Below are 14,724 nucleotides of genomic sequence, written 5' to 3' on the forward strand. Positions count from 1 at the left end.
CACACGGGGAGGAACGGCGAATGGAACCGCTGGGGGCGGCCGATCCGCGTCAGGTCGGCACGTACAAGCTGCTCGGAAAGCTCGGCGAGGGCAGCATGGGCCAGGTCTACCTGGCCAGGTCAGCACGCGGGCGCACCGTCGCCGTCAAGCTGATCCGGAACGAGCTCGCCGGACACCCCGACTTCCGCCGCCGTTTCCAGGCGGAGATCGAGGCGGCCACCCGCGTCGGCGGCCAGTGGATCGCCCCCGTCCTCGACCACGACTCCACGGGCGAGGCCCCCTGGGTCGTCACCGACTACATCGCGGGCCCTTCCCTGCACACCGTGGTCACCTCCACCTACGGCCCGCTCCCCGAGCACAGCATCCGGCACCTCGCCTCCGGCCTCACGCAGGCCCTGCGCGACATCCACGGCGCCGGCCTCATCCACCGCGACCTGAAGCCGTCGAACATCCTCATCACCATCGACGGCCCCCGCGTCATCGACTTCGGCATCGCCCGCGCCGTCGAGAGCACCGGCGGCACCACCATGACGCACGCCGGGGCCATCGTCGGCTCCCCCGGCTTCATGTCGCCCGAACAGGCCCGCGCGCTGCCGGTCTCCCCCGCCAGCGACATCTTCGCGCTCGGCTCCGTGCTGACGTTCGCCGCCACCGGCCGCAGCCCGTTCGGCAGCCTCGACAGCACGCTGCACACCATGCTGCTGCGCATCGTCCAGGGCGAGGAGGATCTGACGGGCGTCCCCGACAGACTCCGGCCGCTGATCGAGATATGCCTGTCCCAGAACCCGGCCGGGCGCCCCACCCCCGACCAGATCGACGAGCTGCTCACCACCTCGCAGGCCCCCGATCCGCGCGCCGCCCAGGAGCACTGGCTGCCCGCCTCCGTCCTGGCCGGCCTCGGCAAGGACGCGATAGCCCTCCTCACCTCCGAGGACGCGGACGACGCCCACCCCCCGGCAGCCGCGCAGCCGCCGTCCCTGCCCCCGGCACCGCCCGGCCCGCCGTCCCCCGTCCCCGCGCTGTACGGCCCCGCCGGGAACCCGCTGCCCCCGACCGCTCACGGTTACGGGACCGGGGCACCGCCCGGATTCGGCCCGGCCACCGCCTCCTACGCACCCCACCCGCCGGTCAAGAAGAAGACGGCGCCCTGGGTCATCGCGGCCGCCGTCGCCGTTCCCCTGCTCGTCATCGGTGCGGTCGTCGCCGCCGTCGCCCTCAAGGGCGGGGACAAGGACGACCAGGCCGACGACCCCACCCCCACACCCACCGAGCAGGACCCGGCCCCCGTCGAGGACCCGGACGAACCCGATGAGCCGGACAACGAGCCCACCGGCGCCGACATCGACCGCGCGTACCTCGGCCCCTGGGACGGCGTCCTCACGGTCGACGACGGTGTCACCGATCAGATCCTGCACCGCGTCGTCATCGAGCAGAACCGCACGGACACCCGCGCCACCTCCTGGTTCCTCACACCCCATGTGCTGTGCCACCAGGTCCAGACGGTGACCACCAACTCCTCGGGCGAGGTCCTGTTCTCCCCCGGCGAGTTGACCGTCATCCCCGAGGACGCGAATGAGGCGGACTGCGACTTCGGCGACCAGACGCTCACCATCTCCGGTGACGAAGAACTGACCTGGACCTCCTCGGCCCTGGACCTCGAACTACAGATGCTCCCCTCGTTCGAGAACAACGACATGTCCTACCCCGAGCCGATGGAACACGGAGGTTCGTGGGGCCTGTCCAGCGAGGACTTCGAGACGATCGGTGCCCCGGCATCCGCCGACGGCGAGCCCTTCATCGTCGACCTTCTGTACGACGAGATCGGCGAACGCGCGCTCATGATCTACGCGCCCGATTACAGCTGCTCCTGGAGTGCGACGCTGGTCTACGCGGACCCCACGACGATCCTCCTGGGCCCCCTCGTGCCCAACTACGACTACGACGGCGAGTGCGCCATCGACGGCAAGTCCCTCATTCTGCGCCCGGACGAGGACGATGAGGACGACCTGCGCATCAGTTCTCTCAACCGCGACGACGACGGCTTCCACTTCGTCGCCCCGAGCCGCTACTGAGCGCTGACGGCGGCGTAGCGCGGAAGGCGGGCCGTCTCGATCCCGCAGCCGAGCGGTACGGGGAGGGGTATCCCTTCCCCGTACGCGCCGCGTCGCACGACGCGGTAACGCCCGCCCCGCGGATGGCTGTTCAGCGACCACCGGCCGCGCAGTGGGTCCACCAGCACCAGCAGCCGTACGCCCGCTCCCGCGTACGCGCTCACGTCGGCGTCGGCGTCGGCACCGCCTCGGGCGACCAGCCGCACCACCACGGCCAGTTCCACGGCGCGCGGATGCAGCAGCGACTCGTCGGAACCGAGGAACCCGTACGGGCACACCGCGAGGTCCGGTGTCAGATACGCGTCCGGACCGGCGTCCGGACCGGCGTCCGGCCTGGCCACCGCGGGCGCCCACAACGGTACGAGGTCCGGCGCCACGAGAGGCGCGAGCTGTGCCTCGATCTGCCGCAGAACGCCGTACCGCTTGCCACGGGGTGGCGGTCCCGGCGCCCCGGGTACGTCGACCCGCACGCCGGTCCACCGCGCCACCACCCGGGCGGCGGAACGGAGTTGCCCGTGGTCCAGGGTGACCCTCACCGCAGCCCGCCGGTGATCGTGAACCACACCAGCTTCCCCGGCCCCGGGGTGTGATGACAGACGCCCCAGTCGGAGGCGTAGAGGTCGATGAGGAGCAAGCCCCGGCCGTGCTCGTCCTCTGGCAGAGGAAAGCCGGCCGGGGGCTGCGGCACTCCTGGCGCGGAGTCGTGTACAGACACCCGCACCGCCCCCGCCGGGGTCCACGCCGCGTAGAGCGCGACGGGGCTTGGCCGCACGCTGTTCAACGACGCGACCACGGCATTGGTCACCACCTCTGACGTGAGCAGCGTGGTTTTTTCGACCAGATCGGACTTCTCTGGGGACGAAGGGGACACGGCCCCCAAGGCGGTACGGATCGCTTCCCGGGCGCTCCGCACCCAGCGGACGTCGGGCGGGAACGTGAAGGAGAAGTCCCCGCCGAGCGGGGGGAGAACAGCGACAGCACACATACGGACCAGCTCCTCTCGGATATACCCACCCGCCCACCGTGGCTCGCCGCAACGGCCCTACGTTGCGGTGCACTTCGGACTTATGGCGGTCCGGGTTGGTACGTCCAAGACGCTAAGGCCGTTTTTGCTTACAGTGCAACCATCGAAGCCGTCGCCACCCCATCGAGTGAACGGAACCCAATGAGGTCGACACAAGGTGGCGTGCTGTGAGTGGAGTTGCCACATGGGATTGCGAAGTCAGGTGAGCCAACGGCAGAAGCGGCTTGGTCAGGAGCTGCAACGCCTACGCGAAGAGGCAGGACTCTCCGGAACCGAAGCGGGGTCGCATGTTGGCCTCGGCCGCCCTCATATGAGCCACATCGAGACGGGTCGCACTCATATCCCCGAGGACAAACTGAGAACCTTGTTGCAGCTGTACGGTTGCACTGATAGCAAGCTTGTTGACGTTCTGGTAGCTATGAGCCAGTCCAGGGGCCGGGGCTGGTGGTCGCACTACAAGCGTTTCAAGGGCACCCGTAGTCGGGAGCTGGCGGAGCTGGAGTCCGTGTCGACAGCCCACCGGTCGTTCGAGTGGCTCTACATTCCTGGGCTCCTACAGACTCCCGAGTACATGCGGACGCTCTTCCAACGGAGCCAGCCGGACGCTCCGCCCGAGGCCATCGACGAGTACGTCGAGTTCCGCCTTCGCCGCCAACAAGTGCTCACCGAGGAGCCGCTGCCGTGCTACCACGCCGTTGTTCACGAGGCCGCGTTCCGAATGCAGTTCGTCGATCGCCAGACAATGAGGAAGCAACTGAAGTACCTGGTTGAGGTCTCCCAGTTCCCCAACATCACTATCCAGGTGATGCCCTTCACCTCGGACGCACACCCGTCGAGCCCCGGCGCCCCGTTCACGATCTTCGAAACGCAGACTCCACGCTTGCGGACCGTCTACGTCGAGCAGCCAGTGACGTCCGTCTTCCTCGGGGACCAGCCTCACATTGAACAGTTCGCGACAGACTTTGAGCGATTGAGTACCGTGTCGCTGACGCCCCTGGACCCAACAGGCCCAATGGCAGAGGGTTCGCTGGGACTCGTACAGCATGTGCTGTATGCCCTTAAGGAGGGAAAGCATGCCGGCCCCTGAGTGGCAGAAGTCCAGCTACAGCAGTGGCAACCCCGACAGCAACTGTCTGGAGGCCATGCGCACCCCCGAAGGAGACCTGCGCTTCCGGGAGAGCGACGCCCCCGACACCGTCCTGGTCACCACGCCGGCCCGGTGGGCGGCCCTGCTGCGGGCGGCCGGAAGTGGCGCCACACACTAGACCTTCACAACGCGTACCGGGCCAACTCAGGCAACCCTGACTGATCGTTCCGGCCAAAGCGCACTGTTGTCGGTCTGGGACGCTAACGTCGTGTGAGGAGGTAATAGACTCACGGCGGTTGTTGAGGGGGCACGACATGAGCTATGGCGGCGATGGCTACGACGATGAGCGCGACCGCGGCGTCCCCTCACAGACCCGGACCCGGCTGCCCGAGCAGGACGGCTTCGCCGACCGCCGCCCCGCCGCCTCCCCCGGCCGCAGTGTGGTCACCATCGTCGGCATCGTCCTCATCCTGATCGCCGCCATCGTCTTCGCCAACCGCGCCGACGACAGCACCGGCTCGGACGGCGGAGGGACGGACGACGGCAACCGTCCCGGAGCCAACCCGACCGCCCCCTCGGGCCAGCAGCCTGTGGAAGGTTTCACCAACGGCATCCCCTCCGGCTTCCCGCAGAGCGCCGAGGGCGCGGAGAGCGCCGCCACGAACTATGCCGTGGCGCTCGGCGGGGAAGGGATGTTCAACGCGCAGGAGCGCGAGCTGATCGTCACCACCATCAGCGCCTCCGACGCCACCGCCGAACTCCTCCAGGCCTTCAACGCCGACTACAGCCCCGCGTTCAACGAACGCGTCGGCATCGACGCAGACGGCAACGCCCCCGAGGGCCTCACCTTCGTCAGCCGCGCCACCCCCATCGGCTCCTATCTGACCGCCTACACCGACACCACCGCCGAGGTGGCCGTGTGGTGCTCGGGACTCTTCGGCCTCGCCGGTACCGAGTCCCTGACCCCGGTCAGAAGCTCCTGGTTCACCATCAACTTCACCCTGGCCTGGGAGAACGGCGACTGGAAGGTCACCGGCTCCACCCAGACCGAGGGGCCGACCCCGGTACCCGGTGACAACCGGGCGTCCGGCGCCGAGGAGATCGCGGAAGCTGTCGAGGAGTACGGAGGGTTCACCTATGCGCGCTAGCCTCCGGCTGCGCCTGGCCACACTCATGGCCACCGGCGCCGCCGCTCTCGTCACCAGTCTCGCGTTCGCCACACGCGCCCGCGCCGACGAGGAGGACGAGACCCCCGAGGACGAAACCCCCGACGACGAGGGCAACCCCGACTGCGAACTCATCACCGGCTCCGCCCGCGACTACTGCGAGGGCGACGCCGGGACCGGTGACGGCGGAGGCGGCGGCACGAACCGGCTCGGGGACACCCTCGACCCGCTGTCCTCCCTCGCCCAGGGCTGCGCCGACGCCGCCGCCTGGATCGTCGACCAGCTGTCCGCCGCCGTCTCCGGCACCACCAACGTCGACTTCACCAACGGCGCCTTCCTGCGCCAGTACGCCGTCGTCTTCGCCGCCTCCACCGTCCTCACCCTCATCCTGTGGCTGCTGGCCATCGCCAAGCGCGCCATCCGCGGCGTCCCGCTGTCGACCGCCATCTCCGAGGCCATCGGCTTCCTGTGGCTCACCGTCATGGCCTCCGCCTTCACCCCGCTCATCCTCTACGTGGTGGTCGCGGCGACCGACGGCGTCACCGACGCCATCGTCACGGGGACAGGGGACAACTCCGACCAGTTCTTCGGCTCGTTCTCCGCCGCCCTCGCCGCGGGCGAGGACATCGGCGGCGGGCCCATCATGCTGATCGTCGTCTCCCTCATCTCCATCCTCGCCGCCGGCGTGCTGTGGCTCGAACTCGTCATCCGCGCCGCCCTGCTCTACGTCGGCGCCCTGCTCGGCACCGCCGTCTACGCCGGCCTCGTCGACAAGAACCTGTGGGGCCACGTACGCCGCTGGGCCGGCATCATGATCGCCGTCATCCTCCTCAAGCCGGTCATCGTGATCGTCCTCGGCCTGGCCTCGGCCCTCTCCACCACCGACGGCCCCTCCGCCTTCTCCGCCGTCGTCTCCGGGCTGGCCATCATCATCCTGGCGATCTTCGCCTCCGCGATGATCTACCGCTTCGTCCCCGGCTTCGGCGACGAGATCGTCAGCCACCGCGCCGCCCGCCAGGACACCTCCAGCCGCGCCGCCAAGGCCGCCATCGCCACCCCCGCCACCGTCCTGCGCCAGGGCATGGGCACGCACGGCGCCCGCGACGGCGCGGCGGCCGGCGGCGCCCAGGCCACCGGCGGCGGCCAGCGCGGCGGGGCCGGCGGCAGCGCCGTCTCCGGCGGCGTCGCCGCCCACGGCAACCGCGGCACCGGAACGTCGTCCACCGGATCGCCCAGCGGCCCGGCCCCCGGTAACCGAGGAGGAGGCAACAGGTGACCAGCCCGCCGCACACACTCACCCGCCGCCGTACGTACCTCATCGGCCGCGCCCGCCCCCAGGCCCTCGTCGGCCGCAACCGCGAGACGGGCGAGATCGCCCTGATCGTCGCCGGGGCCTTCCTCGGCATGATGAGCGGCATCCTCGTCCCGCAGCTCACGCTGCGGATCGTCGGCCTCGTCGGCTTCCCCTTCCTCGCCCTCGCGGCCATCTACATGCCGTACAACGGCCGCACGTTCTACAAGTGGTACGAAATCAACCGACACTTCCGCCGCACCCAGCGCACCGGCGCCACCTACCGTTCCGGCGCCGCCGAGGCCGGCACCAGCCTCGCCGGCCGTGAGGTCGAGATCGGCGCGCCCCCCGGCGTCGGCCGCGTCCAGTGGCTGGCCGCGCCCTTCGGCCCGGATGAGATCGCCGTCCTCCTCCACACGGAGAAACGCACCATCACCGCGGCCATAGAGATCGAGGGCCCCGGCGTCGGCCTGCGCGACAGCGAGGACCAGGAAGCCCTGGTCGAACGTTTCGGCACGCTCCTCAAGCACGTCGCCAACGGCGACGGCCACGTCACCCGGCTCCAGATGCTGGCCCGTACGCTCCCGGCCGACCCCGACGCGCACGCCAACGATGTCGCCGACCGCGGCGACCCGGGCTCCCCCGCCTGGCTCCAGGACTCCTACGACCAGCTCCAGTCCATGGTGTCCACCTCCAGCGAGCAGCACCGCGCCTACCTGGTCGCTTGCATGCACCACTCCCGCGACCTCAGCAACGAGGCGCAGACCGTGGCCCGCGCCGACCGCGCCGCCGGCCGGCGCCGCATGTCCCAGGACGAGGGCCTGGCCGTCATCATGGCCCGCGAACTCGCCGACATCTGCGCCCGCCTGACCGAGGCCGACATCCGCGTCCGCCAGCCCCTGGGCGAGGCCCGGCTGGCCTCCCTCATCCACTCCATGTACGACCCGGACCACCCGATCGACCACCTCCAGGCCATGTCCCGCCGCAACGCCTGGCCGGCCGAACTCGACGCCCGCGAGCCCACCTACCTCCAGGCCAAGACCCGCGAGTCCGACACCCGCGAGCCGTGGTGCCACGCCACCGCCTGGGTGAAGGAGTGGCCGATGACCCCGGTCGGCGTCAACTTCCTCGCCCCGATCCTCGTCCACACCCCGGACGTGATCCGCACCGTCGCCGTCTGCATGGATCTCGAACCCACCGAGCTGGCCATCGAGCGCATGCTCACCGAGAAGACCAACGACGACGCCGAGGCGTCCCGCGCCGCGAAGATGAACCGCACCGTCGACCCGCGCGACGTCGCCGCCCACAGCCGCGTCGACCAGCGCGGCGACGACCTCGCCTCCGGTGCCGCCGGCGTCAACCTCGTCGGCTACCTGACGGTCTCCTCCCCCAACCCCGAGGCCCTCGCCCGCGACAAGCGCACCATCCGCGCCTCCGCCGGCAAGTCGTACCTCAAACTGGAGTGGTGCGACCGGGAACACCACCGCGCGTTCGTCAACACCCTCCCCTTCGCCACCGGGATCAGGCGATGACCGTCCCCCCGCTCATTCCCTCCAGGGAGGAGCCGCCATGCCGGCCCGCGACCCGCTGAGCCTGATCACCGAAGCGTTCACCAGCCTCCTCTTCGGCCGCACCGAGACCACCCGGCTCCCCGTCCGCACCTCCACCGGGCAGGCCCAGGCCGTCTACCTCCCCACCGCCGCCCCCGGCCTCGGCGACTCCGGGGTGATCATCGGCCGCGAGGTCTACTCCGGCAAGGGCTACATCTACGACCCGTTCCAGCTGTACGGCCAGCAACTCCCCGCCCCCCACTGGCTGGTCCTCGGCGAGTCCGGCAACGGCAAGTCCGCGCTGGAGAAGACGTACGTCCTGCGCCAGTTGCGCTTCCGGGACCGGCAGGTCGTCGTCCTGGACGCCCAGGGCGAGGACGGCGTCGGCGAGTGGAACCTGGTCGCCCAGCAGCTGGGCATCACCCCCATCCGCCTGGACCCGATGGCCGCCCTCGACGGCACCGTACGGCTCAACCCCCTCGACCCGGCCATCACCACCACCGGCCAGCTCGCCCTGCTGCGCACCATCATCGAGGTCGCCCTCGGCCGCGGCCTGGACGAACGCTCCGGCTTCGCCCTCAAGGTCGCCCACGCCTACGTCAACAAGGCCGCCGCGGAGAGCCCGGAGCGCCGCCAGCCGATCCTCACCGACATCGTGGAACGGCTGCGGCACCCGCTCCCCGAGTCCGCCGACGCCATGAACGTCGCCCTGGAGGACGTCCGCGCCTGGGGCCTGGACGTGGCCCTGGTCCTGGACCGCCTCGTCGACGGTGACCTGCGCGGCATGTTCGACGGCCCGACGACCGTGGGCATCGACCTCGACGCCCCGCTCATCGTCTTCGACCTCTCCCACATCGACCGCAACTCCATAGCGATGCCGATCCTGATGGCGATCGTGGGCGTCTGGCTGGAACACACCTGGATCAGGCCGGACCGCAAGAAACGCATCTTCCTGGTCGAGGAGGCGTGGCACATCATCAACTCGCCCTCCGTCGCCCAGCTCTTCCAGCGGCTGCTGAAGTTCGGCCGCCGTCTCGGCCTGTCCTTCGTCGCCGTCGTCCACCACCTCTCGGACGTCGTGGACGGCGCGGCGGCGAAGGAGGCCGCGGCGATCCTCAAGATGGCCTCCACCCGGACCATCTACGCCCAGAAGTCGGACGAGGCCCGCGCCACCGGGCAGGTACTGGGCCTGCCCCGCTGGGCCGTGGAGATCATCCCCACCCTCACCCCGGGCATGGCCGTGTGGGACGTCAACGGCAACGTCCAGGTCGTCAAGCACCTGGTGACCGAGTCCGAACGTCCCCTCGTCTTCACCGACCGCGCCATGACGGAGTCCTCCGCCCAGCGGGCGGCCCTCGCCCAGGGCCCCGCCGCGCTGGAGGCCGGCTCCGGGGACGAGAACCCGCTCGCCCTCGCCGACCCCTTCGAGGCCGAGACGGAGGAACGGGTCATCTCCTTCGAGAAACGGCAGGGCGTCGGATGAGCGGCAGCACCCCACCCCCGGACCGCGACCGCCGCGGCGGCGTCCCGGACACCCTTCTCGTCGGCGGGCTCGGCTTCGTCCTCGGCCTGACCGTCCTCACCTGGACCGCCACCGGCCTCGCCGGCTGGGTCGCGCACGGCGCCTGGCCGGACGGCGTCACCTTCCTGCGGACGGCCACCGCCCTGCGGTCCTTCCTCACGGCACCGGGAGATGTGCCCGCCGCCTGGCCGCAGGCCGACCCGGAGACCCTGCCCGGCGCCGGGCTGCTGTGGCTGATCTTCCTGGTGCTGGTCATCATGCTGTTCGGCGGCGTCCTGTGGATCGCGATCCGCGTCTCGCGCTGGCGTGCCCGCCCCGGCCGACAGCCGGTACAGGAGGAAGCGGCGGAGTACGAGGCCCCGGTGGCCGTACGGGCGGCGGTGCCGGCGGAGGCCCCGGCACCCGCACCGCGTACGTACGAGCCGCCCCACCCCCAGCAGCCCGCCCCGGCCGAGCCGGTGACCCTCCCGCCCGCCCCCGCACCGGACTTCACCGCGGCGGTACTGGCCGCCCCCGAGGGCCTGATCGTCATCGACCCCGACACCCGGCTGTGGGGCAAGACGGCGGCCCGGCGCGGCAAACAGGGGCCCGTCCACGTGTACGACCCCGGCCACGCCTCGGACGCGCCCGTACGCCTGCGCTGGACGCCCCAGCGCGGCGCGGAGGACATGCCGGCCGCACGGAGCCGCGCGAAGGCCCTGCTGAGCCCGGTACGGCCCACGGAGCCCATCTTCCAACTGGACGCGGAGACCGCGGAGACGCTGCTGCGCTGTTATCTGCACGCCGCCGCCCTCGCGGGGGAGCCGATCCAGAGCGTTCAGCGCTGGGCCCAGGGGAAGGCGGGCGGTGAGCCGGGCAAGATCCTGCGCACCCACCCGCGCGCGGCCGGCGGCGCCTCGATGGAGCTGGAGAGCGCCCTCACCTCGATGCCCGACCGCAGGGACGCCGCGCTGGTCCTCATCGGCCGCGCGCTGGACGGCCTGGACCAGCTGCACATCCGTCAATCCTGCACTCCTGGCCGGGTGGACACCCTGGCGCTGGACAATCTCGCCAACGAGGGCGCCACCCTGTACGTCCTGGGCGACCACGCGCCGACGGCGCCGTTCCGGGCGGCCCTGGTGGACGCGCTGGTGGCCGAGCAGCCGAAGCTGACGGTCATCGGGAGAGCGTGAGTTCCAGCGCCCGCGTCCCGGGGGCCCGGGGGTCGACGTGGCTCCTGCCGTTGGGGAGGAAGCCGAGCGAGGCGTAGAAGCGGGCGGCGCGCGGGTTGTTCTCGTGGACGCGGAGCCGGATCTCGCGGTCGCCGGCCCAGGCGATGGCTTCCTCCATCAGTTCTGCGGCCATGCCGGTGCCGCGGTGCTCGGGCCGCACGTACACCCCCACGACGACGACGTGGTCGGCGGCGGGGTCGGGCTCGGGGTACACGCTCACCATTCCGGCCCAGGGCCGGTGCTTCCCGGTCTCGCCGATGAAGGTGACGGTACGGTCGCCGGCGGCCCGCCGTTCCCATTCCTCCCGGGGGATCTCCAGGGCGGCCTCGTGGGTCTGGTAGAACGCCACGGCGGCCAACGGGTCCCGGAGCGCGGCCAGTCGCAGCTCCCGCAGCCGCGCCCAGTCCTCGCGGCGGGTCCTGCGGATCGTGTACGGGTCCGACGAGTCCATGAAACAAGAGTAGGCCCGTTGGGGATCGGAATCCCCAACGGGCCTACTCTGTATAAAAATTGTTCGGCGGCGACCTACTCTCCCACACGGTCCCCCATGCAGTACCATCGGCGCTGAAAGGCTTAGCTTCCGGGTTCGGAATGTAACCGGGCGTTTCCCTTTCGCCATGACCACCGAAACTCTAAAAGGTTGTCATTCGAAAAAAAATCACAGTGGACGCGAGCATCTGAGGACAAGCCCTCGGCCTATTAGTACCAGTCAACTCCACCTCTCACGAGGCTTCCATATCTGGCCTATCAACCCTGTCGTCTACAGGGAGCCTTACCCCATCAAGTGGGTGGGAGTCCTCATCTCGAAGCAGGCTTCCCGCTTAGATGCTTTCAGCGGTTATCCCTCCCGAACGTAGCCAACCAGCCATGCCCTTGGCAGAACAACTGGCACACCAGAGGTTCGTCCGTCCCGGTCCTCTCGTACTAGGGACAGCCCTTCTCAAGACTCCAACGCGCACAGCGGATAGGGACCGAACTGTCTCACGACGTTCTAAACCCAGCTCGCGTACCGCTTTAATGGGCGAACAGCCCAACCCTTGGGACCAACTCCAGCCCCAGGATGCGACGAGCCGACATCGAGGTGCCAAACCATCCCGTCGATACGGACTCTTGGGGAAGATCAGCCTGTTATCCCCGGGGTACCTTTTATCCGTTGAGCGACGGCGCTTCCACAAACCACCGCCGGATCACTAGTCCCTGCTTTCGCACCTGCTCGACCTGCCAGTCTCACAGTCAAGCTCCCTTGTGCACTTACACTCACCACCTGATGACCAACCAGGCTGAGGGAACCTTTGGGCGCCTCCGTTACTCTTTAGGAGGCAACCGCCCCAGTTAAACTACCCACCAGACACTGTCCCCGATCCGGATCACGGACCCAGGTTAGACATCCAGCACGATCAGAGTGGTATTTCAACAACGACTCCACCTGAACTAGCGTCCAGGCTTCACAGTCTCCCACCTATCCTACACAAACCGAACCGAACACCAATATCAAGCTATAGTAAAGGTCCCGGGGTCTTTCCGTCCTGCTGCGCGAAACGAGCATCTTTACTCGTAGTGCAATTTCACCGGGCCTATGGTTGAGACAGTCAAGAAGTCGTTACGCCATTCGTGCAGGTCGGAACTTACCCGACAAGGAATTTCGCTACCTTAGGATGGTTATAGTTACCACCGCCGTTTACTGGCGCTTAAGTTCTCAGCTTCGCCACACCGAAATGTGACTAACCGGTCCCCTTAACGTTCCAGCACCGGGCAGGCGTCAGTCCGTATACATCGCCTTACAGCTTCGCACGGACCTGTGTTTTTAGTAAACAGTCGCTTCTCGCTGGTCTCTGCGGCCACCCCCAGCTCAGAGAGCAAGTCTCATCACCAGAAATGGCCCCCCTTCTCCCGAAGTTACGGGGGCATTTTGCCGAGTTCCTTAACCATAGTTCACCCGAACGCCTCGGTATACTCTACCTGACCACCTGAGTCGGTTTAGGGTACGGGCCATTGTGAAACTCGCTAGAGGCTTTTCTCGACAGCATAGGATCATCCACTTCACCACAATCGGCTCGGCATCAGGTCTCACCCTCGTGTGGAACGGATTTACCTGCTCCACGGGCCACACCCTTACCCCGGGACAACCACCGCCCGGGCTGGACTACCTTCCTGCGTCACCCCATCACTCACCTACTACAGGTCTGGACCACCGACTCCACCACTCCACCCACCCCCGAAGGGACAGATGGCGGCTTCGCGGGCTTAGCATCGCCTGATTCAGCGTTGGCGCTCCACAACGGGTACCGGAATATCAACCGGTTATCCATCGACTACGCCTGTCGGCCTCGCCTTAGGCCCCGACTTACCCTGGGCAGATCAACTTGACCCAGGAACCCTTAGTCAATCGGCGCAAGAGTTTCCCACTCTTGTATCGCTACTCATGCCTGCATTCTCACTCGCATACCGTCCACAACTCGTTTCCACGGCTGCTTCACCCGGCACACGACGCTCCCCTACCCACCACAACCTTCGTTAGAAGTATTGTTGCAGTGACACGACTTCGGCGGTGTACTTGAGCCCCGCTACATTGTCGGCGCAGAATCACTCGACCAGTGAGCTATTACGCACTCTTTCAAGGGTGGCTGCTTCTAAGCCAACCTCCTGGTTGTCTCTGCGACTCCACATCCTTTCCCACTTAGCACACGCTTAGGGGCCTTAGTCGATGCTCTGGGCTGTTTCCCTCTCGACCATGGAGCTTATCCCCCACAGTCTCACTGCCGCGCTCTCACTTACCGGCATTCGGAGTTTGGCTAAGGTCAGTAACCCGGTAAGGCCCATCACCTATCCAGTGCTCTACCTCCGGCAAGAAACACACGACGCTGCACCTAAATGCATTTCGGGGAGAACCAGCTATCACGGAGTTTGATTGGCCTTTCACCCCTAACCACAGGTCATCCCCCAGATTTTCAACTCTGGTGGGTTCGGGCCTCCACGAGGTCTTACCCTCGCTTCACCCTGCCCATGGCTAGATCACTCCGCTTCGGGTCTAGGGCATGCTACTCAATCGCCCTGTTCGGACTCGCTTTCGCTACGGCTACCCCACACGGGTTAACCTCGCAACACACCGCAAACTCGCAGGCTCATTCTTCAAAAGGCACGCAGTCACGGCACACAGAGCAAGCTCTGTGCACGACGCTCCCACGGCTTGTAGGCACACGGTTTCAGGAACTATTTCACTCCGCTCCCGCGGTACTTTTCACCATTCCCTCACGGTACTATCCACTATCGGTCACCAGGGAATATTTAGGCTTAACGGGTGGTCCCGCCAGATTCACACAGGATTTCTCGGGCCCCATGCTACTTGGGAAACCTTTAAGTGAGCCATGCAGATTTCAGCTACGGGGGTCTTACCCTCTACGCCGGGCCTTTCGCATGCCCTTCGCCTATCCACACAGTTTCTTACTCACCGACCGTCCGGCAGAACGATCAAAAAAGCTCCCACAACCCCGCATGCGCAACCCCTGCCGGGTATCACACACATACGGTTTAGCCTCCTCCGGTTTCGCTCACCACTACTCCCGGAATCACGGTTGTTTTCTCTTCCTGCGGGTACTGAGATGTTTCACTTCCCCGCGTTCCCTCCACACCGCCTATACATTCAGCAGTGGGTGACAGCCCATAACGACTGCCGGGTTTCCCCATTCGGAAACCCCCGGATCACAGCTAGGTTGACAACTCCCCGGGGACTATCGCGGCCTCCCACGTCCTTCATCGGTTCCT

The 14,724-nt window shown here is 67.5% G+C and carries 11 protein-coding genes and 2 rRNA genes (1 of these 13 only partly in view); 8 read left to right on the forward strand and 5 right to left on the reverse strand.

The window, feature by feature from the left end:
* Positions 1-20 precede the first annotated feature (20 nt).
* Entirely contained in the window at positions 21-2,072 is a 2,052-nt protein-coding gene (locus ACTFAP_RS11850) for a serine/threonine protein kinase (RefSeq protein ID WP_500469029.1), read from the forward strand.
* On the opposite strand, the gene ACTFAP_RS11855 is transcribed toward ACTFAP_RS11850, so the two are convergent.
* Both ACTFAP_RS11855 and ACTFAP_RS11860 read right to left on the reverse strand, forming a co-directional pair.
* Complete coding sequence (locus ACTFAP_RS11855) at positions 2,066-2,674, reverse strand: Uma2 family endonuclease (RefSeq protein WP_500469030.1); 609 nt, start codon at positions 2,672-2,674, stop codon at positions 2,066-2,068. The two genes, ACTFAP_RS11850 and ACTFAP_RS11855, sit on opposite strands and share 7 nt — an antisense overlap.
* The gene (locus tag ACTFAP_RS11860) at positions 2,644-3,096 is read right to left on the reverse strand and encodes an ATP-binding protein (RefSeq protein WP_400012756.1); all 453 of its coding nucleotides are present in this window, start codon (positions 3,094-3,096) and stop codon (positions 2,644-2,646) included. Before ACTFAP_RS11860 ends, ACTFAP_RS11855 begins: the two co-directional genes overlap by 31 nt.
* Before the next feature lie 223 nt (positions 3,097-3,319).
* Here ACTFAP_RS11860 and ACTFAP_RS11865 point away from each other — a divergent pair, with 223 nt between their 5' ends.
* From ACTFAP_RS11865 to ACTFAP_RS11895, 7 genes are all read left to right on the forward strand, one after another.
* Positions 3,320-4,222: a helix-turn-helix domain-containing protein gene (locus tag ACTFAP_RS11865; protein ID WP_500469031.1), complete on the forward strand. Its 903-nt coding sequence runs from the start codon at positions 3,320-3,322 to the stop codon at positions 4,220-4,222.
* Positions 4,209-4,400 (forward strand): DUF397 domain-containing protein, encoded by a 192-nt coding sequence (locus ACTFAP_RS11870; RefSeq protein ID WP_500469032.1) that lies wholly within the window; start codon positions 4,209-4,211, stop codon positions 4,398-4,400. Before ACTFAP_RS11865 ends, ACTFAP_RS11870 begins: the two co-directional genes overlap by 14 nt.
* Before the next feature lie 136 nt (positions 4,401-4,536).
* Positions 4,537-5,370, forward strand: a complete 834-nt coding sequence (locus tag ACTFAP_RS11875) for a DUF8175 domain-containg protein (protein WP_495684532.1) — start codon at positions 4,537-4,539, stop codon at positions 5,368-5,370.
* Positions 5,360-6,664, forward strand: coding sequence for a hypothetical protein (locus ACTFAP_RS11880; protein ID WP_500469033.1), 1,305 nt, complete (start codon positions 5,360-5,362; stop codon positions 6,662-6,664). Before ACTFAP_RS11875 ends, ACTFAP_RS11880 begins: the two co-directional genes overlap by 11 nt.
* Complete coding sequence (locus ACTFAP_RS11885; RefSeq protein ID WP_500469034.1) at positions 6,661-8,211, forward strand: SCO6880 family protein; 1,551 nt, start codon at positions 6,661-6,663, stop codon at positions 8,209-8,211. Before ACTFAP_RS11880 ends, ACTFAP_RS11885 begins: the two co-directional genes overlap by 4 nt.
* Positions 8,212-8,248: 37 nt before the next feature.
* A complete protein-coding gene (locus ACTFAP_RS11890) occupies positions 8,249-9,712 on the forward strand; it encodes an ATP-binding protein (RefSeq protein ID WP_500469035.1) in 1,464 nt (487 codons plus the stop codon).
* Positions 9,709-10,923 carry a type VI secretion protein gene (locus ACTFAP_RS11895; protein WP_500469036.1) on the forward strand — a complete coding sequence of 405 codons (1,215 nt, stop codon included), beginning with the start codon at positions 9,709-9,711 and terminating at the stop codon, positions 10,921-10,923. Before ACTFAP_RS11890 ends, ACTFAP_RS11895 begins: the two co-directional genes overlap by 4 nt.
* Here ACTFAP_RS11895 and ACTFAP_RS11900 read toward each other — a convergent pair.
* The 3 genes from ACTFAP_RS11900 to ACTFAP_RS11910 form a co-directional block, all read right to left on the reverse strand.
* On the reverse strand, positions 10,907-11,413 hold the full coding sequence (locus tag ACTFAP_RS11900; protein ID WP_436980276.1) for a GNAT family N-acetyltransferase: 507 nt from the start codon (positions 11,411-11,413) through the stop codon (positions 10,907-10,909). The two genes, ACTFAP_RS11895 and ACTFAP_RS11900, sit on opposite strands and share 17 nt — an antisense overlap.
* A gap of 61 nt (positions 11,414-11,474) precedes the next feature.
* Positions 11,475-11,591 (reverse strand): 5S ribosomal RNA (rrf, locus tag ACTFAP_RS11905).
* Between the two features lie 50 nt (positions 11,592-11,641).
* Positions 11,642-14,724 (reverse strand): 23S ribosomal RNA (locus ACTFAP_RS11910) (it continues 40 nt past the right edge of the window).

The sequence above is a fragment of the Streptomyces sp. PH9007 genome, assembly GCF_059813725.1.